Source organism: Leptospira ilyithenensis, from assembly GCF_004771005.1.
Classification (GTDB): domain Bacteria; phylum Spirochaetota; class Leptospiria; order Leptospirales; family Leptospiraceae; genus Leptospira_A; species Leptospira_A ilyithenensis.
In genome coordinates, this window is the sequence record NZ_RQHV01000051.1 from 1 (window position 1) to 22,445 (window position 22,445).

Sequence of the window (22,445 nt, forward strand, 5' to 3'; positions counted from 1 at the left end):
CTTGCTCGTTTTCCATAACAACAGATCACTAAATGCTATACCACGTACAAGAACTTTATGGGTAACGGGATGGGTGGTTCACCCCTCCCAAATCGGGCGGGGATACCAAAATCCCATCTTATAACGAGAGCCCTTGCTTCGGACAAAAAGAAAAGAGGCGAGGCGCCCAACCAAACATAAATAAGCCGTTCTTCTCTTAATTGCAAAATCAGCAATCCATCAATCAAGACAGTGAAAATAGATTCCTATCTTCCCGACCAGGGATACGCAGGGCTTGGTCGCGCCCAAGCGACCGGAGCGAACGCGGAGCCCGGAGTAGCCCGGTCCCGAATCCGAAGGATTCGGGAGGTCGCATTTTCCCTTTTGCTTACAGGATAAAAAACTATTCCGTTCTTTGACCGATTAGCCTGGATTTTTTCAGCTTCTGCAATTCTTCCCAGATCTTTTCGGCCAATTTTTCTCCGATACCGGGAACAGTTCCCAGTTCCAATAGAGTGGCATCTTCCACTTTCTTTTTGTTTTGAAAATAACGCAACAAAGCTCTCCGACGAACTGCACCGATATCGGGAATATCATCTAACAACGATTTGAGTGTTTTCTTTTTTCGGAGAACCCTTTGGTAAGTCACTCCGAATCTATGCGCTTCGTCTCTTACCATTCTCAAAAGCCGCATCATTGGAGAATGAATATCGAATGTATAAGGGTCTTTTTCTCCCGGAAAATAAATCTCTTCTCTTTTTTTGGCAAGTCCCACCATGGGAAGTTGACCCAGATCCAAAGCATTTGCTGCTTCCGCCGCGCGGGATAGTTGGGTCCATCCTCCGTCGATCACGATCAGATCCGGCAAAGGTTCCTCTTCGTTCAAAAGATGGGAAAGCCTTCGGCCGATCACTTCATGCATCATACCGGGATCGTTGATTCCTTCATAACCTCGGATTCTATAATGTCTATAACCGGGCTTATACGGTTTGCCTTCCACAAACATGATCCCGCTCGCCACGGGAAGAGAGCCCTGGAAATGGGAAATATCGTAACATTCGATAACGCGGGGCAGATGGGGAAGTTTCAATTTTTCCTGAATCTCTTTCATTGCAACCGTCTGGTCCCGAAGTTTGGTCGCAAGGATTCGTTCCGTTAACGAAAGTTCTGCGTTCTTTTCGGCGAGACGGAGTAACGATTTTTTCTGACCTCCGTCGGGAAACTTCAGCTTGGGAAGTACTCCCGTATGTTCCTTGATGGCTTCCAGAGTGACGGAATAATTTGCCTTTGCTTTCGAAGGCAATATAATGAGGGAAGGAAGAAATGTGACTTTTAAATAATAATCCCGAAGGAATGCTTCGATGATTTCTTCTTCCGTAGATAATTCCAAACCGGTGATCGGAAAGGATTTTTTGCCCTCCAACCTTCCACCGCGCACCTCAAGAAGTATCACCTGACCTTCATTATCCCTTCTTGCAAATGCAATGATGTCTTCGTCTCCTCCGTCCAAACTTACTACGGTTTGTTTTTCACGGATCTGAACAATTTGGTCGATCCGGTTTTTAAGATAACCTGCTCTTTCGTATTCCAATTTTTCGGAAGATTCCAACATGGACTTTTTCAGTTTCTGAACGAGCCCTTCCTTTTTACCTTCCAAAAAACTAAGGATCTCATCGATTAACTCGTTGTAGGTGGCTTCGGGAACATTACCCTGACAAGGACCGAGACAACGCCCCATATGGAAATTCAAACAAGGTCTCGCCGGTTTGGCCAGGGGAAGTTTCAGTTTGGTTTTGCGAACGGGAAAAATGCGATGGATGAGTTCCAAAGTATCACGTGCAGCCTTCACATCGGTGAACGGGCCGAAGTAACGATCTCCATTGTCCCTTATTTTTCTGGTTAGAAAAACCATAGGAAAAGGTTCGCTTGTAGAAACCGTAATAAAAGGATACCGTTTATCATCCTTTAGGCGGACGTTGAATTTCGGATTGTATTTTTTAATTAAAGTAGCTTCGAGAATCAAAGCTTCCGTTTCCGTGCTAGTGGCAATCCAGTCAAAGTCCTGTAATTCCAAATACAAGGCCCGGGTCTTGGGATCGGAGTGGTTCGGATTGAGATAAGACCGGACTCTGGATTCCAGTTTGACCGCTTTTCCGACATAAATGACTTCATTCACTGCATTCTTCCAAAGATAACATCCGGACACTGAGCCCAGATTTTTGATTTTCTCTTGGATGGATTTAAGAACGAACGGGTCCTTCATTTTCTTTATCGGTTTCTCTATTTCATGATTTCAGAAACGGAAAGAAACTGCAAGCAAGACTTAAAAAGGTAAAAAAGACTTTACAGTAGGAAAAACAAAAAGCCCTTATAGCCATGTCCAAATCACGCCAAAAGATTTCCGTTAAGGCACGTTTTTTTCAGGTGGGCGCACCTCTGTTGATTGCCCTGGTACTGGCATTTATTTTTAAACTAAAAGTTCTCACTCCATTAGAAGTTTCTAATTCGTTTATGGAGCCTAGTTTTTCCCAAGGCAAGACCGTTTATATCAGCAAACTTACATCCGTGAAATCCCTACTTGTAGGAGATGTGGTTCTGGCAAAATCCCCTTTGGATGAAAACAGTTATATCCTAGCGCGGATCTTAGGAAAACCGGGAGATGAAGTTTCCATCTCCGCAAGAGAAGCCTACCGAAACGGAAATCCGGTTTCCGAAGAAATTTTTCCTAGAACCAAATCCCAAAACCTTCCCGCACTCCCTACGGGAAAAACGGAGAGTGATGAAAAACCAAAACTCATCGTTCCCGAAAAAACCTTCTTTTTGTTATGTGACAACCGCGAAATAGGAATCGATTCCAGAGAACTCGGACCGATTCCAGAATCTTTGATTATCGGAAAGGTATGGTAAGGAAATGTTATTAGAAAGAAAATCGACGGAACTCCCAAGCCTAAAAGATTGGTCCGATTTTGGAAAACGATTTCTGCTCGTTTTCGGAGCCTTGTTCTTTCTAGCGGGAGTGATCTTTTTCTTCGCATTCAATTGGAACGGACTTCATCGTTATTCCAAATTGTCTCTTGTCTCCATCGGACTGGTTGCAATTAACATTACTTATACTAGAAATTTCGAAAAACTCTGGATCCGCGAACTGTTAGGTGCATTGGCATTTTTCTTTGTAGGTCAGATCCTTTTGGTTTTTGGGCAAATTTACCAAACGGGGGCAAATGCTTACGATTTGTTTTTCGGTTGGGCGGTCTTCAGCGTACTACTCGTTGCCGTCTCCGGTTCGCCTGTCGTTTGGTTTTTATGGATTTTTTTACTCAATCTTACCTTCGATCTTTATTGGGAACAGGTCCTTCGGTTCACTCCTCCTGTCTGGGCGGTTTATTCCGCATCCGTTTTAAACTTGATTGCTCTCTTCATTTACGAATTCAGAATTCGGCTTAAAAAGAACTTATTAAGATCCGCTTGGTTTTCTCCTCTGATTCTGGTAATCGCCTTAGGTTGGTTAAATTTCGGCTCCAATCAGTCCATATTCTTTTTACGGGAAGACAACCAAATCGCTCTTCCTTATGTCCTCGTCACAATCTTTAGCTTGGGCGGGCTTTATGCTTTTTATCGTTTTTTCATATATGACCTGGCCTGCCTTTCTTTCGTCCTGCTTTCCGGTCTGGCTTTGGTTTTTTCACTTTATATAAAGTATCTTACCGGCGGCGACATGGTAGGAAATACTTTCCTTGGCTTTTTCATTATCATGGGATTAACAACAGGTATGGTGGTTCATCTTTTGCAGATCAGAAAAGAACATTCAGGGAGCGAGTCCAAATGAGTTCATCCATTCCTTGGTACATTCGTATCCTCACTTTCTTCGGAGCATCCATTGCTGGCGGTTTGTTTTTATTGTTCCTTGCCGCGTTGGACTTATTAAACTCTTCCTCTTCTTCGATTCTCATCGGACTTGTTTTTCTCTTCGGAACTACGGCGGCGTCACGCATTGCTCAAAATGAAGAGTCTATTTGTTTAGAACCGATTTTAGTCAGTTTTGTCAATATAGGACAAGGGTTGTTTGTATTCGGAATTTCGGAATCAATCAGAGAAGATTTTACTTCGATTCTCCTGCTTGTTTTTATCATACAATTGGTTTTGTTTATCGTGTTCCAATCCGGTGTTCAGAAGTTTTTGTCGATCCCAATCGGATTTGCGAGCCTAACGGGAATTCTTTATCAACTGAAATTGAATTTGTATTTTCCGATTTTACTCTATATCGCAGCAGTACTTCTTTATTTCGTTTTGGACAGATATTCCAAAAAGAAAAGAAACAATGAACCTATTTCTCTTCATCTTTCCGTCGGCAAAGACGCGTTAGTGATCACTTTCATTGCCAATCTGATCTCTCCTTATATTGAAGATTTTTTAGGTTATGAATTCAGAATTCCTTTTGTTTCGAGTTTACTCATTCATTCCATATGCATCGTTCTATTATGGAAAGAATTGTATGCCCGATTGGGATTGAAAAAAGAGTTTATATTCGGATTTTATCTGTTTTTCTTTTTGATTCTTTATCCTACCATAAATAGCCCAGGGATCATAGGAGGGATTTTCATCCTGTTTTTGGGATTTGCCTATTCCGTAAAATCCGTTCAAATCTGGGGGATCTTATCTCTCATCGGGTTTATAATATACTACTATTATAATTTACAAGTAACCCTTTTGGCAAAATCCTATCAGCTATTGGGAACTGGAGCCTTGTTTTTATCCGCCTATTATATTTGGCAATTCCGTCTGCCGAAAAAGGAAGCTTAAGAAATGAAAAATATCAGACCTATCCTCATCCTTGCAAATACCCTACTCGTAATCGGTTTTATACTATTTTCCGTAATAAAAAAAGAAGGGATCCGCAACTATGGAAAACTGGTTTTGATTCCTCTTGCCCCGCAAGATCCGAGATCTTTATTCCAGGGCGATTATATGATTTTACGTTACGACTGGGAGCAGATTTCTACGGAGAATATTCCAAGCAGAGGATGCATCATCTTCAATCTTTCCCGGGAAAATGTTTTAAACTTAGTGAGATTTTCCGAAACAAACTCGGAAAAAAAATCGGGAGAACATTGTCTGAAATATTTCAAACATGACTATGATGTTCGGATCGGTGCCGAATCTTTTTTCTTTGAAGAAGGGAAAGGAGAAATTTTCGAAGAGGCTAAATTTGCAGGAGTCCGTGTGGACGATAACGGAGACAAATTGTTAGTCGGACTGTACGACCAAAACAAAAAAGAACTTAAATAAATCATTTTTCACTAGACTTTCTTTTGTTTGCCTGTAAGACTTTGCGCTAACCGAGAACGTATATGACAAAACAAATGTATGAAGCTATAGTAATTGGAAGTGGTTTTGGGGGAGGAATTTCCGCCTGTAGATTGAGTAAAAAATGGCCAAACGGCCAAGTATTGGTTTTGGAAAGAGGAAAACGTTATCCAATGTATTCCTTCGCACGCACTCCCCACGAAATGTCCAAAAATTTCTGGAACATTCCCTCCGAAGCCAAAGGAGGAAATCCCGAGGACGAAGAGACCCACGGACTATTCGACATCCGTCATTTTGAAAAAATGGATGCAGTGATCTCGGCCGGATTCGGCGGAGGTTCTCTGATTTATGCCAATGTGTTTTTGGAGCCTCCCGACTGGGTGCTCGATGATGAACGTTGGCCTGAGTCCTGCAAAAAAGACAAACTCACTCCTTATTACAAGATCGCAAAAGAAGTATTAGGTGCAAGACCCATTCCTACAAACAACGATCCCAGAAGAAGGATCATTCGGACGGAAAGATTCAAACAAGTAGCAGACTCTCTCGGTCGGGAGTCCAAACTTTTGGACATCAATGTATTTTTCGGAAACGATTTCCAAAATCCTACTCCCATCGGTGTACAGGAAAAAAACAGATACGGCGCACTTCAAACATCCTGCACGTACTGCGGGGAATGCGACGTGGGATGCAATACCCATTCCAAAAATACGGTCGACCTGAACTACCTCCATGTGGCGGAACATATTCACAAAGCGGAAATCAAAACGGAACATCTTGTCCAAAAAATCGTTCCTTTGAACTCTCAAGGTAACGAAGATCCGGACTCCCAAGGGGAAAACGGATATAGAATTTATTTTTTAGATCTGACTCTGGCAGGAAACAGATTGAGTTACGCCGATACGAAAAGAGTGATCGTTTCCGCAGGAACTCTGGGGTCCACGGAACTCTTGTTAAAGTGCAAAGAAGAATGGAAAACACTTCCTAAAATTTCTTCCCGATTGGGAGAACGTTTTTCAGGAAACGGGGATTTTCTATCGTTTGTTTTGAAAGGAAAAGAAGAATCCAATCCCAACTACGGTCCTGTAATCACGCAAGGCACGGACTTCAATCTTTTTAAAAATCCCGATCCCAAGCGGGCCTTTATTTTAGAGGATGCAAGTTATCCCAGTTTCGGTTCCTGGGCTGTGAATTTTATTCCTACTCCGTCCATTTGGAAGTCACTCAAGTCCCTTCTGAAAGATATCTGGTACAAACTCGTCCGTGCGGGAAGCCTTTACGGAAGATCGGGCTATCTATTCCAAGACCTGCTTGCAAACGACATTTCACAAAATTCAAGCGTCCTTCTCTTTATGGGAGTGGACAATTCGCATGGAAAAATGTTTTTACAAGAGGGTCAACTGAACATCCGTTGGACTCAAAAAGAAAGTATGCCTTTGTATGAAAAGATATTAGAAACTTCTAAAGAGTTTTATAAAATTACAAAAGCAAAGTTATGGTTTCCTTTATTTACGTGGAACTTCTTCTCCAAAAGCAATATTACAGTACATTCCCTGGGAGGTTGCGTACTTTCCGATCATCCGGAAACAGGAGTAACAAGCTCCGATCCGAAAACATTCGGACAAGTGTACGGATACCAAAATTTATTTGTTGCAGATGGAAGCCTTCTCCCAACGGCAGTAGGAGCAAACCCGATTGCCACTATCAGTGCGCTCAGCGAACGCGTGGCAGAAGGAATCACTGGGATTGAACCTGATTCTGGATTGGTCTAGAGAATTCCATTTCTGTAAAATAGTATTGATCAATACAAAGCATACACGGTTAATAAGTAAATCAGCGGGGTGAATCAAAGGTTCATCCCGGTCATTTCATGATTTCCATTAACGAATTATATACATCAATAGAGATAAATGTTCCGGTTGAAAAAGTATGGGAGGAATTTACAAAATTTTCCGAATTCCCGGAATGGAATCCTTTTTTACCGAAGGTGACCGTCGACTTAACCACTGGTAAAGTTTGGGAGAAAGTATTTTTGGGAAACCTGTTTGGAAAAAAAATCTATACATGGTTGCCTATGCAAGTCCTGAATTTCAAGCAACAAAGAGAGATTAGTTGGTGCGGAAGGGTTCCTTGGATTATTGCCATCTTTTCCTACGGTTACCATATATTCGAGTTTGAAAAAGTTTCGGACAATGTTACCCGCTTTTCCCACAGAGGGATTTTTTCGGGATTATTCATGACCATTTCTTTATCCTTTGCCAAGATCAAAAATGATGTACAGATCGTTCAAGAAGAAATGAATACAAATTTGAAAGAAAGATGCGAAAGACGTTCATGAAATGGCTATTGAACGCATTCTTAATTTTTTTCACAATTCATAACGGCTTAGCAGCAGAAACCAGTCACCAGAAAACCATCGAGCTTACTGAAAATATCGAACAACTTACAATCGGAAAGTATCTGGAATATTTTTTAGACCCTACACTTAGTTATACGGTCGGAAGAATACATTCAAACGAAACAAACGATCATTTCGTTCCACTCAACAAAGATGTTCCCAATTTCGGACCTTCCCGTTCGGAATACTGGTTTCGTTTTAAAATAAAGAATCTGACAAGCTCTTCCACATGGATTTTGGAATTCGATCATCCGGGAGTCATATATTCGGATCTTTACCAGCTCAAAGACCAGAATACGAAAGATTTTAAAAAGATAAGTCCCGGCAATTTGAATCCGAACGGACCGAAATCGACACATAGAAATCAAATCTACTATTTGGACTTACCCCCCGGAGAAGAACAGATATTCTATCTTAATACAAGAACCTACGGAGGTTTGCCGGTTCCCATTCGCATATTTACCCAAGAAAGATTCCTGCAATACAGTTATCACGAACAAATTGCATTCGGAATGTATTTCGGAGTCATGTTTGTGATGGCATTGTACAATCTGTTCGTTTTCTTTTCATTAAAGGACGTCGCATTTTTGTATTATGTGATGTATACTACATCAGTTGTACTTTTACAGATTGGAATTCTCGGATACGGAAAAATGTTCATATGGGAAAAGAACGGTTGGATTGATTTGAATTTTTTCCCAGTTTTCAATATATCAATCATCATATCTCTCTCCTTGTTTACTAAAAAGTTTTTAAATACAAAAGAAATCATTCCCGTATTGGATAAAATTTTCAATATACTCATCTGCTTGCAGCCGTTGAATTTTTTATTGATTCTTCTGCTTCCTTACGATAAGGAAATAACCTTAAATCTTTGTTTGACAGTACCTTTTGCTGTATTGGTTTTCATCGCTCCTCTGATCGCAATGCGAAGAGGATACACACCTGCCCGTTATTTTTCCATATCTTTTGCCTCTATTCTGATCGCTGCGACTTGCAATGCATTGATGTATGCCAATATTCTCCCTTCCAATTTTTTCACTGAAAACGGATTGTACATCGGCTCAACGATCGAAGTGATACTACTGTCTTTTGCATTGGTGGACAAGATCAACATCCTCAAACGGGAAAAGGAAACCGCACAAGAACAAACCGTTGAGATGCAAACCCTACTTGCGGATTCCTATAAAGCGATGAATGCATCCTTGGAAAAAACCGTTGAACAGAGAACAAGAGATCTGAATGAAACTCTGAAACAGATCAGAGCAGATCTCTCCATGGCAAAAAAGCTCCAACAAAAAACTCTGCCAAAGTTAAACCTCGAAGGCAAAAGCTTATCCATACTCACTCACTATCTGCCAATGTCGGAAATAGGAGGAGATTTTTACGATATCCACGAATTGGAACAGGGATATTTCAGAATCTTTTTAGTCGATGCGACAGGCCATGGAGTACAAGCGGCATTATCTACAATGACGATCAAAGCGGAATACGAAGGTATCAAAAATATCCGCACAAAACCCGCCCATCTGATGGAAACTCTAAATAACGAGTGTTTTACGAAATATAAAAGCATGAACTTATTGTTTTCCGCAATCATTGCGGATATCGACCTGAATAATAAAAGTCTTTCCTTTGCTTCCGCAGGTCATCCTCCTCAGATTTTCAAAAATTCGTCTAACACCGATGTATTGAATGCTGCCGGTTCCATCATTGGATTGAAAAAAAATGCAAACTATCAATCCGTTGACTTGGAAATTGAAACAGGCGACAGGATTTTTCTCTTTTCCGACGGAATCTATGAAGAATTCGATGAGGATAAAATCGAATTCGGAGCTGATCGTGTTTTTTCATTGCTCAGTCTGGATTCGGACATGGGGCATGTAGTGGACAAACTATTACTAGAAATAGAAAAACATGTCGGACCCTCTGGACAACAAGATGATATTACTTTGCTTTCGATAGAAGTATTATAAGGAAAAACCCAATGAAAAACCCGTCCACGCAACCGGTAAACATTCAATTTACAGAAGAAATGAAAGGGTTTGTATCCTTTTCTGATTCCAACATAGACTATAAAGAAGGTTACGAGGCGGGAAAAAAAGCGAAGACCGCTTTCATGTTTCACTTAACAGTCATTATCCCTGACGTGGATTTTTTTATCAATGACCCGAAAGAAACAGGCGAACTGAAAGGGTATATCGAATGCAAAAAGCTGGGTGGTAAAATCACGATTGATAGCGGAGTATTCAACTGTTTTGTAGATACCGGTGCGGCCATCGAAAACCAAAAAAGAATGTTCTACCGGCTGTTTTTGAAAGACAAAACCGGCAAACCCTTCACAATGTCCGGCCATAAAATCGTAAAAAACGAAGGAACAGGACCTCTTGAAATCTGGAAAGACACAACTACTCTGTATACCAAATTGTATGAAGGTACGGTCAAGGAAGGGGAAGACACCTCTGCAAAGTTAGTTGCTACGGGAATCTTGGAAATCTATGTAAAAGATTTCATCAAACAGATGACTACTTTCCGTTCCAACGGAAAAACCTTATGGGAAAGGCAGGATGCGATTTTTAAATTCGGAAAATTATTTCTGGGAAATCTATGGGATGTATACGCTCCCCATATCAAGAAGTCGGAACCGGAAATTTGGAACCAAAGAAACATTCCTTTATTTACCCTTGCGGGCGTAAATCCTTGTTCGATCACAACCCACTCCATTTCCACCAAAGACAAGTTAAATATCAGCCTGACCAGGTTTTTGAAACAGGATTCAGATGATGTGATTCTTTTGTCTCATGGATTGACTACTTCGACTGATATGTACATCATGCCGGAACATTATAATCTTGTAAATTATCTTCATGATAACGGTTTTGGAGACGTATGGTCTCTTGACTGGAGAGGAAGCCTAAGACATAATTACAATCTTTTTCCTCATAGATTCAATTTGGACGATGTTGCTTTGTATGATTTGCCTCTGGCGATAGAAAAGATCAGAAAGGAAATCGGTCCCAAAAAAAGAATCCATGCGATCGTTCATTGCATCGGTTCCGTTACTTTCTTTATGAGTCTCTATGGAAAACAAATCTCAGGCATCAGCAGTATCATTTCCAATAGCGTATCTCTTACCCCCAGAGTGGCTGCCTGGTCGAAAATCAAACTTGCACTTGCACCGTTTTTAATCGAGTATGTTCTAAGATTTCCAAATATAAATCCGCGCTCTGCTTATAACCCGGGGCCAGCTCTCGGCAAAGGGCTTGCCAAAGTAGTCAATTTATTTCACAGGGAATGCAGTAATCCGGCATGCCATATGCTCAGCATGATGTGGGGAACGGGCTTTCCCGCTTGTTACGAACATTCCCAATTGTCTTCCGTTACCCATGACAGAGTTGGTGATTTATTCGGAGCTACCTCGATGAATTACCATAGACATATACGCAAAATGGTAAACAGAGGGGTTGCAGTCAAATATCAAACGAGAAACGAGCATTATGCGGAATTGCCGAATAATTATCTGGATGATGCTTCGGATATCAATGTGCCTACTCTATTTATGACGGGAGATCAAAATAGAGTGTTCAATGATGCAAATGTTGTTACTTATGAAACATTGAATAAGATCAAGCCTGGCAATAAGAACGAACTGTTTATCGCAAAAGGTTACGGTCACCAGGATACTTTGATGGGAAAAAATTCTGCGAAAGATATTTTCCCGAAATTTGTGGATTTTTTAAATAAACACAAAGGCTAAATCATTCCAAAGACATCATCAATGCCTTCGGAATGAAAATATTCCATCTAAGCGTTGATCTTTGCTTTTAGATTTACGATTCTAAGTTCTATTTCTCTGTCGGCTAACTTGGAAAAGGTTTCAAAATCTTCGCTGTTTTTTGAAATCAATTCCCGAATCCTAGTCACTAAAGGATTTGAGTCCACGCCGGGAAGAATTCCCAATTTTTCCTCATTCCCGGAATAAGATTCCTTGTATATCTGAACCGGCGCAATATTCAAATCCTCGTCGATGAGTATGACTGCGCCTCCGCAAGTTGACTTTCTTTCCACAGTGTCAACAACCCAGCCTCCCGTATTTACAAGACCCACAGGCTTCGCATAAGATTTGCTATCTGTAAATGTTTCGGCAAAAGGTTTGTGAGTATGTCCGAACACGAATTGAATCTCTTTAGGTGCGCCCTGACCTTTCTCTGCAAGAAGCTGTTTGAAAAGAGTGACATCCAGATAGGAAATCAATTTATTTCTCATTTCATCCGACAGACTGTCATTGCTATCGGATCTTTCCTGTTTGGCGATAAAACCGAGGGTCATTTTTAAAATTCCGTAAACGATCTTCACCTGACTTCTTCCCGGAATCAATCGGATCAAAAACAGGATGATTTTTTTCCAAACGGAACCTGCTTCTTCCGTTTCTTTTGCTTTCAAGCTTTCAACTAATTTTTTAGCGATATTTTCCAAAAGTTCGGAGAACTTTTTTTCATCCGTCATCTTATCGTAGATAAGCTCAACCCCCTTACCTGCATTGCCCGATCGACCCATGGCGGACCAAAAGAAATCAATCCATGCAAAATTTTCCTTTTCTATATCCCAAATCATTTCCGGCATTTTCTGATTGGGAAAAATCGTAGTATTCATAGTGCTCATCAAAAGATAAATATCCTCTAAAAAATGGCCGTGATGCAATACCACCGCCTTTTTCGAATCTTCGGAAAGAATTCCGAAATTAGGATATGCGACTTTGACCATCCGTCTTTTCAAATGATCTTTGTTCTGAACAATGGCAGTCATAAAATCGCAACGAGTGGGAAACGGATCGCCTTCTATAAAAACATTGGTAGTATGCCACATCTCCGGAAGTGCCTTTTTATCGTCCTTCCTTTCAATATATTTGATGTATTGAGACTCTCTTGCAATTTCCCAAAGATGATGGTCGTGATTCCCGGGAATATAAAACACATCTTCGAAAAGTTCTCTTCCGTCGGGTAAAATCAAATCCACAAACTGATCAAATACCATTCCCGCTTCTTCCGTTTCCGCCAATGCGAGCTCCAGGATATCGCCCAGTAGAATCAATGTTGGTTTTCGGGGACTCTGATTGGAAGAAACAAACTTACGAATGGTATCCACTAGGGAAACAAGAACGGGACTAGGACCGGTAAAATCCTTTTTCAGGCCATCTAGCGAGAGTTTAGTGAGTAGACTGTTTTCCGCCCCCAAGTGCATATCAGAGAGACAAACATATTTAATATCGGGCATAACTTACTCCGTTCTACAGGATTTAAGAATATAGCCGTTGTATGTCGATATTTTTTCCTATGAAAGCACATTATAATCCGCTCTTTTATTTGCAAAGAAATCGGATTGTTAATAAAAAATTTCGTTACAAACCCCGGCATTGGCGGTAATAATATACGGATTTCATCCTATCCGAAGTTTAAATTCTTGCGACCCGAAAAAGTATGGGAAAACGAACCATCCTTTTTTTACCCTCGCCCCATAAGGATTTTAAATCGTTTAAAACCGAATCCAGAGGATTTTCGTTTTTTTCTTCTATATAGTTCTGAATGGCGGACCAAGTTTCCAGGTAACCTATCATTTGTTCTATGGTCCATTCGAAGTCATTAAATATTGTTGGAACGGGAATCTCTTCAAAAGGAAAAGGAATCGTTTTGTAATTTTCATCTATATACCTTCTCTCCTTATCCCAATATTTTCCCAGAATTCCCGAATAAAAATGCAAAATCCATTTTTGAATTTCCGGGTCAGTCTCCAACAGTCCGTAGCCGATCACAGCCAAAATTCCATTTCGTTTTATCGTTCTTCTTACCTCGGAATAAAATGCGGAAAAATCAAACCAATGAATCGCTTGGGCAACCGTGATCAGATCGAAATGATCATCAGGAAAACAGGTTTTTTCCGCAGATTCCACTTTATAGATGATTTTTTCATTCTTCTTTGCATTTAAGATTTGTTTTTCACTGATATCTGTCGCAACCACCTGATCAAAGTAAGTTGATAGGACTTCCGCAATCTGACCATTCCCCGTGCCCGCATCCCAAGCTAAGTTTTTTGCAGAAACCAGATTCAGGATAAAATCAAAAACTTCCTTAGGGTAACTTGGTCGAAATTTTACATATAGATCCGATTTTTTGGAAAATTGATCTTTCATGATAATAAACCCCTGCAATAATCGCAATTTCCGCAAGAAGGAAGGATAGCTCCGAAATATTCGTAAACGAACTCTCTTCTGCATTTTTCCGTTTTCAAATACATTAACATCTGATAGAGTCTTTTGAGGCCGGTTTGCCTTTTTTTCTCCAATTCTTCCTTGGACCTAAGTGATTCGGGAATTTCTCCAACCAATTCCAAAGAATGTTTTTCCAAATCTCCGCGAGTCACCCCGTAACGATCGAATAAGTTCAACACAGTTTGTAACCGATGATCGCCTCTGTTCTTATGGACAACCATTGCTTGCAAACCTTCGTAATCGATGGATGAAAGTTTTTCACCTAATCTTTGCATGGTGCTATAAGTTCTTTTGATAAACTGTGCGTCCGGGTTTTGCCATTCTATAAAATCCATAAGTACTGTCAGATCGTCTTGGTTGTAAAACACGTGACAGTCCGAAGGATTTCCGTCTCTCCCCGCTCTTCCTATCTCCTGGTAATAGGATTCCAAAGAAGAAGGAAGTTCCGCATGAATAATTTTTCTGATATTCGGTTTGTCCACACCCATCCCGAATGCATTCGTAGCAAGCATGATCGTATCATCTGATTTGATAAATTGATTTTGAACTTTTTTCCGATGATCCGTTTGTAATTTACCGTGATAGACTTTATGAAATATGTTTTTTCCATCCAGCCTTTCGGAAAACTTTTCCATAGTTTTGATAAGATTGAAATATACGATTAAGCTCTCTTTGTTGTTTTTGAGTAAATCAATGATCGCATCGAATTTTTCCTGTTCATCGACAAAGGTCTCCACATTCAAATACAGGTTTGGGCGGCAAATTCCTTCATTATATACATTGATCTCCGACTCGGAAAAACCCATCTGCAGGATCATATCTTTCTGAATTTCTTTGGTAGCGGTAGCAGTGAGTGCAATGGTAGTCGGATTTTTTAAAATGGAACGAAACTCCGCAATCTTGGTATAATCCGGACGAAAATCATGTCCCCATTGGCTGATACAATGTGCTTCATCGATTGCAAGTAAGGATACTTTTCTATCTTTCAATGCTTCTATAAAATCTTCTTTTCTGAATCTTTCTGGAGAGACATAGATGATTTTGTATTTTCCTTTTTTCAAATCCGAATAAGATTGAATTCTTTCCGTTTTGGATAATGAAGAATTGATATATCCCGCATCAATCCCCAATTGTTTCAATTTCGAGGTTTGGTCCTGCATGAGTGCAATCAAAGGAGATATAACAATAGTTAATCCATCTAGAGCCAGAGCCGGCAACTGATAACAGATGGACTTTCCCATTCCTGTCGGCATAAGCACCATGCAGTTTTTCCCGGCAATCACATCGTTTATGATTTGTTCCTGAGAAGTGCGAAAATTTTGAATTCCGAATTGTTTTAAGTAAGGGGAAAGTGGCATCGAAAGAAAGTTGGTTTTCTTAACTAAAGAACTGTTTTAGTTCTTTGTATTGTCTAAATTCGTCCAGTTTGGCAAAATCTATCGGTTTTTCCGCAAATCCGATCACTTCGGGATATTGGCTGGATTTTTCCTTGTCTCTCGCGTCAATGCTGGATGTTACCATTACGACCAAAATTTGTTTGGCAATAGGCAGCTGATGAGCCGCTTCCAAAAACGTCCATCCGTTCATTACCGGCATATTGATATCCAATAACACAAGATAGGTTTTTTCAGACGAACCCTCTTCTATGAGAAATTCCAAAGCATCTTTACCATTGGCAAAAGAGGCCGGCTCGGAATGAAATCCGCTTTTGGTAATCATCATCTTATGATGAAAAATAATAACAAAATCGTCATCGACCACCAAGACTTCCAAGCTCATTCCTTATTACCAAGTTCAATCGATTCCGTTTTATTCGTTATATCTCTTATAATACCGTCCAGTTCGTGAGCGGAATTCAAAAGATGTTCTATCAATTCGGATTTGTTTACTTCGCCGTCTCCGAAATTTTTGATCAGATCGATCAAACCGATCATTCGGGCAATCGGCGCTCTTACCACATGGGATTGAATCCAGGCAATCTCCTTTAGTTTTTCGTTTTGGCTTTGAATGGAAGATATATAATTTAATTTTTCAGTGATATCGTTTGCAAGTACCAATTGATTTTTCTTATTATCAAAATCGATTGTATTACTTTGCAAGTCCACATCAATGATTTCCCCGTTTTTCTTTTTATGTCTTACAATCCCTCTGAAATACAATGATCCCGAAGCACTCGTAGTTTTGATCCGTTCTTCCAAAATCGGAATGTCTTCCTTGGGATAAATATCTCTAACGGTCATTGATAAAAATTCATCCAGAGAGTAACCGTAATGTTTAATCGCCGCTTCATTCACATTAAGAAACCGGAAGGTAACCAAATCACATAACCACATAGGCTGAGGACTGAGTTGAAAAAGATTACGATACTTCTCTTCGGAATACGCCAGCTGGTTTACAATTCGTTTTCTTTCCCTACTGTAAGAAATGCTTTTGTACAATTGAATCGGTTCGATTTCATCTTTCAAAAGATAATCGGAAACCCCCAAAGACAGGGTTTGGATTCCGAAATTTTTATCCAGATAACCGGTAAGTACAATGACCGGAATTTGACCTGCCAGATCAAGTATATCCGTTACAAGTTCGGTTCCCCTCGAATCAGGAAGAGTAAGATCAAGCAGAATCGTATCATAATCGGACTTGGACTTTAATAATTTTGCGGCAGCGGAAAATGTAACAGCTCTATCGATCACCGGTTCTAAAAATTCTTCTCTAAGACTTTCTTCGAAGAGAATAAAATCCCCTTCACTGTCTTCAACCACAAGTATTTTTAATTTTTCAGCGGAACGTGCCATTTCATTCATTCATATTGCGGGGTAGTTTGACAACTGCGATCCAAAAATCTTCTATCGATATGACAACCTTGAGAAAATCTTCAGCTAATACAGGTTTGCTGATAAAACAATTTGCATGATTCTTATACGCTTCGAAAACATCTTTTTCTTCGGAAGAAGTAGTCAGTATGATGACAGGGATGTGTTTTGTATTTTCGTTTGATTTTATTTTTTTAAGTACTTCGTGCCCATTCAATTTGGGCAAATTCACATCGAGCAAAATCAGATCCGGCAAGGATATGTCACGATAATTCCCCTTTTTCTCTAGGTATTGAATAGCCTCCCAACCGTTCTTCATCACAGTGACCTGGTTCGCTATCCTACCTTCTTCAAGGGCTTCCGTGATCAACATGATGTCCCCTTCACTGTCTTCGATCAAAAGAATGTTAATCGGTTTCATAATATTTCTCAAAACCTAAGATAGATCTTTATTAATTGTAAAATTAAATATAGTTCCCTTATTTTCAGAAGAGTCCACCCAAATTTCTCCCTTATGCCTTTCCACAATTTTTTTACAAATGGAAAGTCCGATTCCTGTTCCGGAGTACTCCGATTTGTCGTGTAACCTTTGAAATAATACGAAAATTTTATCGAAAAATTGAGGATCTATCCCGATCCCGTTGTCGGAAACGGCAAACCGGAAATGAGAGGGAGTTTCGACAGCTTCGATTTGAATGATCGGCTTTTCATCCTTTTTGGCATATTTTAAGGAGTTTCCTATTAAATTTCGGAAGAGCTGGTGGATTGCCGGCTTTGACCCTGTGATCTTTGGCAGAGAGTCAAATTTAATAACGGCTCCTTTTTCCTCGATGACGTCCCGGTAAAGGCCCTGAATATCAACTAACAAGTCATTCATATTAATTTGTGTCAGGTTGTCCGTGGTTTTTCCGGCGCGCGAATATTCCAACAGATCCAAAATGATCTGTCTCATTCTGGTGGCTCCGTCCACAGCCAGGAAAATATACTTTCTGCCTTTTTCATCTAACAAAGATTTGTATTTTTCTTCGATTTTAGAAAGAAAACTGGTTACCATCCGGAGAGGCTCCTGCAAATCATGCGAAGCAATGTAGGCAAACTGTTCCAGCTCCCTATTGGAAATTGCCAGCTCCAAATTTTTATATTTTAAATCGGTGTTTGCAGTTTTCAGCAGCATTTCAGTATTCTTTAAATTTGTAATATTTTTGAAATAAACCGTCAAACCTTCGATGGAGGGAAATACGCTGATATCATACCATCTCTCATGCGGATCGTAATAATCCTGAAAACGGACTGGTTCGCCGGTCTCTTCGGCTATCCGGAATTGATCGAAAAACTTTCGGGACGGTTCGTCATTGTACAATACATATATGCTCTTTCCGATGATTGCTTCCCGTTTTACTCCCAACAATTTTTCAGCTTCGTTATTCCAATATGTAACGATATAATTTTTATCCAATGAATAAAAGCCGTCTTGGATACTATTCAAAATCGAAATCATTTTTCCGTTATATTCGGCTAACTCCTGTTCTTGTTGTATTTTGTGGGTAATATCCATGATATAGCCGTACCAAACAACGGATCCGGCTTCCCTCTTCTCAGGATGGGACGCATCTCGAACCCATACTGTCCTTCCGTCTTTTGTAAAAGTTCTATATTCCAAATTCCAATCCGTGAGATTCTGCCTGGACTCCTCAATGGAAGAAAGCAAGGTTTGAAAATCTTCAGGATGCACTTTATCAAATGCAGAAAAAGCGTCCTTTTTTACCGCCTCCATATCCAACTCGGGCAAAATGGAAAGAAGACCTTTACTCATAAAAGGAAATCTCATTTTTCCTTCCGAATTCATTTCAAATTGATAGATCGCCGCAGGAACATTTTCTGTGATTTTTTGCAAAAACTCATTGCTTTCTTTGAGTCTCTCTTCCGCAATTCTCCGATCGGTTGTGTTTCTTGCATAACAAGCCAAACCTATGATCTCATCGTTATTGTATATCGGGTTAAAACTTACCTCTGACCAAGATTCATCCCCTATTTCGCTTTTAGGCGCATAAATTTCCTTTTTGAAATTTTCACCAGCTAATGCTTGTTCGTAATATCCTTTCCAAAGAGCGAGAAATTCTTTCGGAAAAAATTCTTCCGGTAAAATATAGTCTCCAGGTTTGAATATGATTCCGGCATAATTTTGAATGGTAGTAACAAATGATTGGTTGGCGGCGATCAATTTGAAATCTTTGCTTACGCTCCAAATCAAATCCTCGGTTCCGTTGATCAAAGCTTCCTTATCTCTTCTTTCGAATTCCTTTTGTTCTTCCGCTTCCTTTTTTTCCGTTATATCTCTGAAATTATCAACGATCCCGGCAATGGACGGCTCATGGATCAAATTGGTAATTGTGGATTCAAACCAACGCCATGTTCCGTTCTTATGAAGCAATCGGGCAGTACACCCGGGCAAAGGCGCGCCGGGATTTACCAACGCACGTCCAATCGAGTTTGTCAGTTCTTTCCAATCATCTGGATAAACCAGAGAAGTCAGACCGGATTGTAAAAATTCCTCTTCCGTATAACCTAAAATTCTTTTGATGGAAGGAGAAATATAAATCGGCTTTATGTCTGTCGTCAAGATGGCAACTGCGTCTGTTCCGTTCTCAACCAAAGATCGGAAACGTTTTTCATTTTCGACCAATTCATTCTGCAACTGATTTTGTTCGAAGATGATCTTTTGCAATCCGTTGAACAACATGGGAACAAGAACGCTGAACAATGCGGAGAGAAAGATCAAATTGGAAAAAACGGCAACGCTCGTTTCAAATGTAAACGGAATCGTAATGGGGCTGTTCAAAACTCCCAAATGGATCAAAAGACCCAAAAGAGTGCATAGAGCTGCGTTGATTGCCACGGTCAGATGAGAAACCCATTGGGGAAAAATAAGAATGGTTATGATCGTAATGGCCAGGAGATAAAGTAGGCCCACCCCGAATATGCCAAGATAATACAATAAAACTACTGCCAAAAGATAACAAGCAATTACGAAGAATGACTTTCTGAGCCAGACCGGCAAACCTTTGCTAAATGCAATGGCCAGGACAATCAAAACTACGATTATATCGAAAACAGCAATTAAGGGAACACCGGTCTGAAGAGAGGCTCTGACTCCCGGAATGAGAGCTATCAGACTGAAAGGAAGTATGTAAAGAACTAGGTCCGCAAAAAGACGATTTCTCCAACCGGGCAGATCCAAAACCGTACCTGCGGAACCGGAACAATTCCTCCTTACCGTTTCTTTGTATTTTTCCCAAAGATTCATAATCTGGCAAAGTATAAAGGCAGTTCTAAACTATGTCTATCGTTTGTTCTGGTCTCGACGGATTTTCCCCTAAGAGATTTTGGCAAGAAGCTCTTCCGTCCTCTCCAGAAACGAATACAACGTGTCAAATTCCTCGATCCAGGTAGTCAATGAAGAAGCGGACTGGGACAACTGGGAGATATTGAGATTGGCTTCTTCCAGAGCGATTTCCTGCTCCTTAGTGGAATCACGTACAAGTCCCGCTTGGGTGCTTAAGATTTCAATCGACTTTACGATTTTATCCTTTTCCGACTCGAAGATCTGCAGGGAAGAAAGACTTTGTTCCAGGTTTCTGTCGATAAGATCGAATCCCGAAAAGATCAAATGGAAAATCTCTTCCACTCCCAGAACGGATTCCGTTCCTTCTTTGGATTTTTCCAAACTGTTTTTGATTTTTTCGGCAATCTCTTTGGTATGACTTGTGGATCTGGTGGCAAGATGGCTCACCTCATCCGCAACAACGGAAAAACCTTTTCCCGAGTCTCCTGCCCTTGCCGCCTCAATAGACGCGTTTAACGCAAGTAAGTTGGTTCGGGAAGCAAGCTCGTTCATCACTTGCAAGGTTTTTGCAATCTCTTCCGCCGACTGTTTGATGCCCGCCATCGTGAGATTGGTTCCGCCGATCACATCTTTTCCTTTGTCGAGATCCTTACTTAAGACTTTCAAATGGTTTTGAGTTTCCAAAATCATTTTTTTCAATTCGGTGAAATCATTTTGCAATTTATGAGTTTGTTTTCCAGCAGTGTTTATCTCATCCTGCTGATGGTTCGTGGATTCCGAAATAAATCTGGCCGCCGAAGAAATCTCTTCCATCTTTGCCGAAGATTCTTCCGAAACTGCCGCTTGCGTATTCAATCCTTTTTGCAATTCGCTCAGAAACTCGCTGGCAAATGATTTTACCTTTTGGATCTGTTCTCTCGAATCTTTCAATCCATCCAAAATCGATTCGTTTTTTTGAATCGTAGCAAGTGCAATCCTTTCGTTTTGCCTGGACTCTTTCAAGTATCCGTTCATAAGTTTAGTTGCAATACATGCGATAAAAACAGCGGTCGCAAGAAAGATATCCGCATTGATCGTGTCAATGAGTCCTATTTCCGATTTGGCAAAACTGGAAACGGTGAATTTCATTCCGTACAAATACAGACAAATCTGGAGAACCACTTCCACAAGAAAGATAAAAGAACCTACGATGATGCTGAATCGCAGATTGTTCCGAAGAGGAAGAAGAGTGATGAATAAAATGGATATCATAAAGATATTTTTCCCTTTTCCCACTTCGTCGATTCCGTTGGAGGTGAACATAACATTCATAAAACGAAGAATGAATACCACAATGATGTCGCTGATCGCATTATAGTAAATCAGCCACATAGGCAATTTTTTGTATTTTAACAAAAAATAGCTGATGATGGTACAAATCAAAAAATAAAAAGTACCTACAACATAAGACTTGTTAACTAAAGAAAAGCCTACGCTGGAGATTCCGATGCATGTGGCTAAGGTAAAAACCGCTGAGAGATAAAATCGGACATTAGTAACAATTCGTTCTCCTCGGAAAGTGATCGAGCGCTCAATCTGTAAATCTTCGTCCATATTATGATACTCTTAAATATCCCCGGCAAACTTAAGATATAGACCCGGGAAAAGTAAGGTAAGGAAAGAATAAAGCCTTAATTATTCTAGTAAAAAAAGAAGAATTCGAATAATTGTCTCGGATAAGATCAGAACACTCAACTTGTCTCTAAAAACCAAAGAGACATAATTTTATCATCCAATTTGGACCAAATTTCGAGAAAAAGATGGCAACGTTCGATGTTTCCCGCTCTTTTTCGCGGAACATCCTGTTCCGACGAAAAAGCTTCGGCCGTCCCTGGCCTCCGCCACCGAAGGGAAACATCTCACTCACTTGAAAATCCCTTTTTGCCAAATCCATCCCCCAAAAAGGGAATTTTTTTTCTAAAAAACGAGAAAACTGCAATAAAAAATGATCGCCGCCATTCCATAATTTTTTGACTTCTCGCTTTAATGCGGCTTAGCTGACCAAATCGTAGGTCCCCCATGCAAACAGAAAACCCATCTGAACGAAGGTTCACAAAGATGCGAGGCGCCCAACAAAAGATAGATAAAGTCTCTCTTCTCATAAAAGCAAGGGAGATGTTTCTCGCGGTGGCGAAGGCAGGGATGCCGGAGCGGGCCCGTCGTAACACGGAAGTTACGCGGGGCCGAGCGTGAAGCATCGGACGCTTGTATTCTCACTGTTTTTTGCAGGTGCGGTTTTCTCCCAGGCAACGATCCCTCAGTTGCAGATGGATCCTTACAATTCGAATGTGATGAACCAGGTCTACGCTC

18 protein-coding genes are annotated in these 22,445 nt (G+C 40.4%); 9 read left to right on the plus strand and 9 right to left on the minus strand.

Translation table 11 applies throughout. The annotated features are described in order from the left end of the window. Nucleotides 1–231 precede the first annotated feature (231 nt). Nucleotides 232–378: a hypothetical protein gene (locus EHS11_RS19850; RefSeq protein ID WP_167884430.1), complete on the plus strand. Its 147-nt coding sequence runs from the start codon at nt 232–234 to the stop codon at nt 376–378. Nucleotides 379–382: 4 nt separating this feature from the next. Here the strand turns inward: EHS11_RS19850 and uvrC are convergent, their stop codons facing one another. After that, on the minus strand, nt 383–2,242 hold the full coding sequence (gene uvrC, locus EHS11_RS12305) for an excinuclease ABC subunit UvrC (protein ID WP_135764714.1): 1,860 nt from the start codon (nt 2,240–2,242) through the stop codon (nt 383–385). Nucleotides 2,243–2,355: 113 nt separating this feature from the next. On the opposite strand from uvrC, the gene lepB reads away from it, so the two are divergent. The 8 genes from lepB to EHS11_RS20200 all read left to right on the plus strand — a co-directional run bounded on the left by lepB (nt 2,356) and on the right by EHS11_RS20200 (nt 11,435). Next, complete coding sequence (lepB, locus tag EHS11_RS12310) at nt 2,356–2,886, plus strand: signal peptidase I (RefSeq protein WP_135764715.1); 531 nt, start codon at nt 2,356–2,358, stop codon at nt 2,884–2,886. Between the two features lie 4 nt (nt 2,887–2,890). Next, nucleotides 2,891–3,805 carry a DUF2157 domain-containing protein gene (locus EHS11_RS12315; RefSeq protein WP_135764716.1) on the plus strand — a complete coding sequence of 305 codons (915 nt, stop codon included), beginning with the start codon at nt 2,891–2,893 and terminating at the stop codon, nt 3,803–3,805. Continuing rightward, a complete protein-coding gene (locus tag EHS11_RS12320) occupies nt 3,802–4,779 on the plus strand; it encodes a DUF4401 domain-containing protein (RefSeq protein ID WP_135764717.1) in 978 nt (325 codons plus the stop codon). Before EHS11_RS12315 ends, EHS11_RS12320 begins: the two co-directional genes overlap by 4 nt. Nucleotides 4,780–4,782: 3 nt before the next feature. Continuing rightward, nucleotides 4,783–5,265, plus strand: a complete 483-nt coding sequence (locus EHS11_RS12325) for a GDYXXLXY domain-containing protein (protein WP_135764718.1) — start codon at nt 4,783–4,785, stop codon at nt 5,263–5,265. A 62-nt stretch (nt 5,266–5,327) separates the two neighbouring features. Beyond that, complete coding sequence (locus EHS11_RS12330) at nt 5,328–7,052, plus strand: GMC oxidoreductase (protein WP_135764719.1); 1,725 nt, start codon at nt 5,328–5,330, stop codon at nt 7,050–7,052. 98 nt (nt 7,053–7,150) lie between these two features. Then, nucleotides 7,151–7,618: an SRPBCC domain-containing protein gene (locus tag EHS11_RS12335; RefSeq protein ID WP_135764720.1), complete on the plus strand. Its 468-nt coding sequence runs from the start codon at nt 7,151–7,153 to the stop codon at nt 7,616–7,618. Continuing rightward, nucleotides 7,615–9,654 carry a 7TM diverse intracellular signaling domain-containing protein gene (locus EHS11_RS12340; RefSeq protein WP_167884431.1) on the plus strand — a complete coding sequence of 680 codons (2,040 nt, stop codon included), beginning with the start codon at nt 7,615–7,617 and terminating at the stop codon, nt 9,652–9,654. Before EHS11_RS12335 ends, EHS11_RS12340 begins: the two co-directional genes overlap by 4 nt. Before the next feature lie 11 nt (nt 9,655–9,665). Continuing rightward, nucleotides 9,666–11,435, plus strand: a complete 1,770-nt coding sequence (locus EHS11_RS20200; protein ID WP_246047850.1) for an alpha/beta fold hydrolase — start codon at nt 9,666–9,668, stop codon at nt 11,433–11,435. 47 nt (nt 11,436–11,482) lie between these two features. Here EHS11_RS20200 and EHS11_RS12350 read toward each other — a convergent pair whose 3' ends face one another. From EHS11_RS12350 to EHS11_RS12385, 8 genes are all read right to left on the minus strand, one after another. Further along, entirely contained in the window at nt 11,483–12,952 is a 1,470-nt protein-coding gene (locus tag EHS11_RS12350; RefSeq protein WP_135764722.1) for a metallophosphoesterase, read from the minus strand. 178 nt (nt 12,953–13,130) lie between these two features. Further along, nucleotides 13,131–13,865, minus strand: a complete 735-nt coding sequence (locus EHS11_RS12355; protein ID WP_135764723.1) for a class I SAM-dependent methyltransferase — start codon at nt 13,863–13,865, stop codon at nt 13,131–13,133. Beyond that, a complete protein-coding gene (locus EHS11_RS12360) occupies nt 13,862–15,301 on the minus strand; it encodes a RecQ family ATP-dependent DNA helicase (RefSeq protein WP_135764724.1) in 1,440 nt (479 codons plus the stop codon). The genes EHS11_RS12355 and EHS11_RS12360 overlap by 4 nt, the downstream gene beginning before the upstream one ends. Nucleotides 15,302–15,320: 19 nt before the next feature. After that, nucleotides 15,321–15,722 carry a response regulator gene (locus EHS11_RS12365; RefSeq protein ID WP_135764725.1) on the minus strand — a complete coding sequence of 134 codons (402 nt, stop codon included), beginning with the start codon at nt 15,720–15,722 and terminating at the stop codon, nt 15,321–15,323. Further along, on the minus strand, nt 15,719–16,735 hold the full coding sequence (locus EHS11_RS12370; protein WP_135764726.1) for a PAS domain-containing response regulator: 1,017 nt from the start codon (nt 16,733–16,735) through the stop codon (nt 15,719–15,721). Before EHS11_RS12370 ends, EHS11_RS12365 begins: the two co-directional genes overlap by 4 nt. A 1-nt stretch (nt 16,736) precedes the next feature. Further along, on the minus strand, nt 16,737–17,174 hold the full coding sequence (locus tag EHS11_RS12375) for a response regulator (protein ID WP_135764727.1): 438 nt from the start codon (nt 17,172–17,174) through the stop codon (nt 16,737–16,739). A 15-nt stretch (nt 17,175–17,189) separates the two neighbouring features. Further along, complete coding sequence (locus tag EHS11_RS12380; RefSeq protein WP_135764728.1) at nt 17,190–20,057, minus strand: PAS domain-containing sensor histidine kinase; 2,868 nt, start codon at nt 20,055–20,057, stop codon at nt 17,190–17,192. A gap of 69 nt (nt 20,058–20,126) precedes the next feature. After that, the gene (locus EHS11_RS12385) at nt 20,127–21,689 is read right to left on the minus strand and encodes a methyl-accepting chemotaxis protein (protein ID WP_135764729.1); all 1,563 of its coding nucleotides are present in this window, start codon (nt 21,687–21,689) and stop codon (nt 20,127–20,129) included. Nucleotides 21,690–22,445 lie beyond the last annotated feature (756 nt).